Genomic DNA, 453 nt, shown 5'->3' with positions numbered 1-453 from the left:
GGATCTCAACAGCGGTAAGATCCTTGAGAGTTTTCGCCCCGAAGAACGTTTTCCAATGATGAGCACTTTTAAAGTTCTGCTATGTGGCGCGGTATTATCCCGTATTGACGCCGGGCAAGAGCAACTCGGTCGCCGCATACACTATTCTCAGAATGACTTGGTTGAGTACTCACCAGTCACAGAAAAGCATCTTACGGATGGCATGACAGTAAGAGAATTATGCAGTGCTGCCATAACCATGAGTGATAACACTGCGGCCAACTTACTTCTGACAACGATCGGAGGACCGAAGGAGCTAACCGCTTTTTTGCACAACATGGGGGATCATGTAACTCGCCTTGATCGTTGGGAACCGGAGCTGAATGAAGCCATACCAAACGACGAGCGTGACACCACGATGCCTGCAGCAATGGCAACAACGTTGCGCAAACTATTAACTGGCGAACTACTTAC

The 453-nt window shown here is 48.8% G+C and carries 1 protein-coding gene; it reads left to right on the top strand.

Going from position 1 to position 453, the window contains the following annotated elements; all coding sequences use genetic code 11:
* The coding region (bla, locus tag SB753_RS34810; protein ID WP_410804582.1) for a class A beta-lactamase at nucleotides 1–453 on the top strand (453 nt) is incomplete at both ends.

The organism is Paraburkholderia sp. SIMBA_053, from assembly GCF_046534895.1.
Taxonomy (GTDB): Bacteria; Pseudomonadota; Gammaproteobacteria; order Burkholderiales; family Burkholderiaceae; genus Paraburkholderia; species Paraburkholderia caledonica.
The sequence above is the reverse complement of the archived record's forward strand: the minus strand, read 5'-3'. Positions and strand labels throughout refer to the sequence as shown.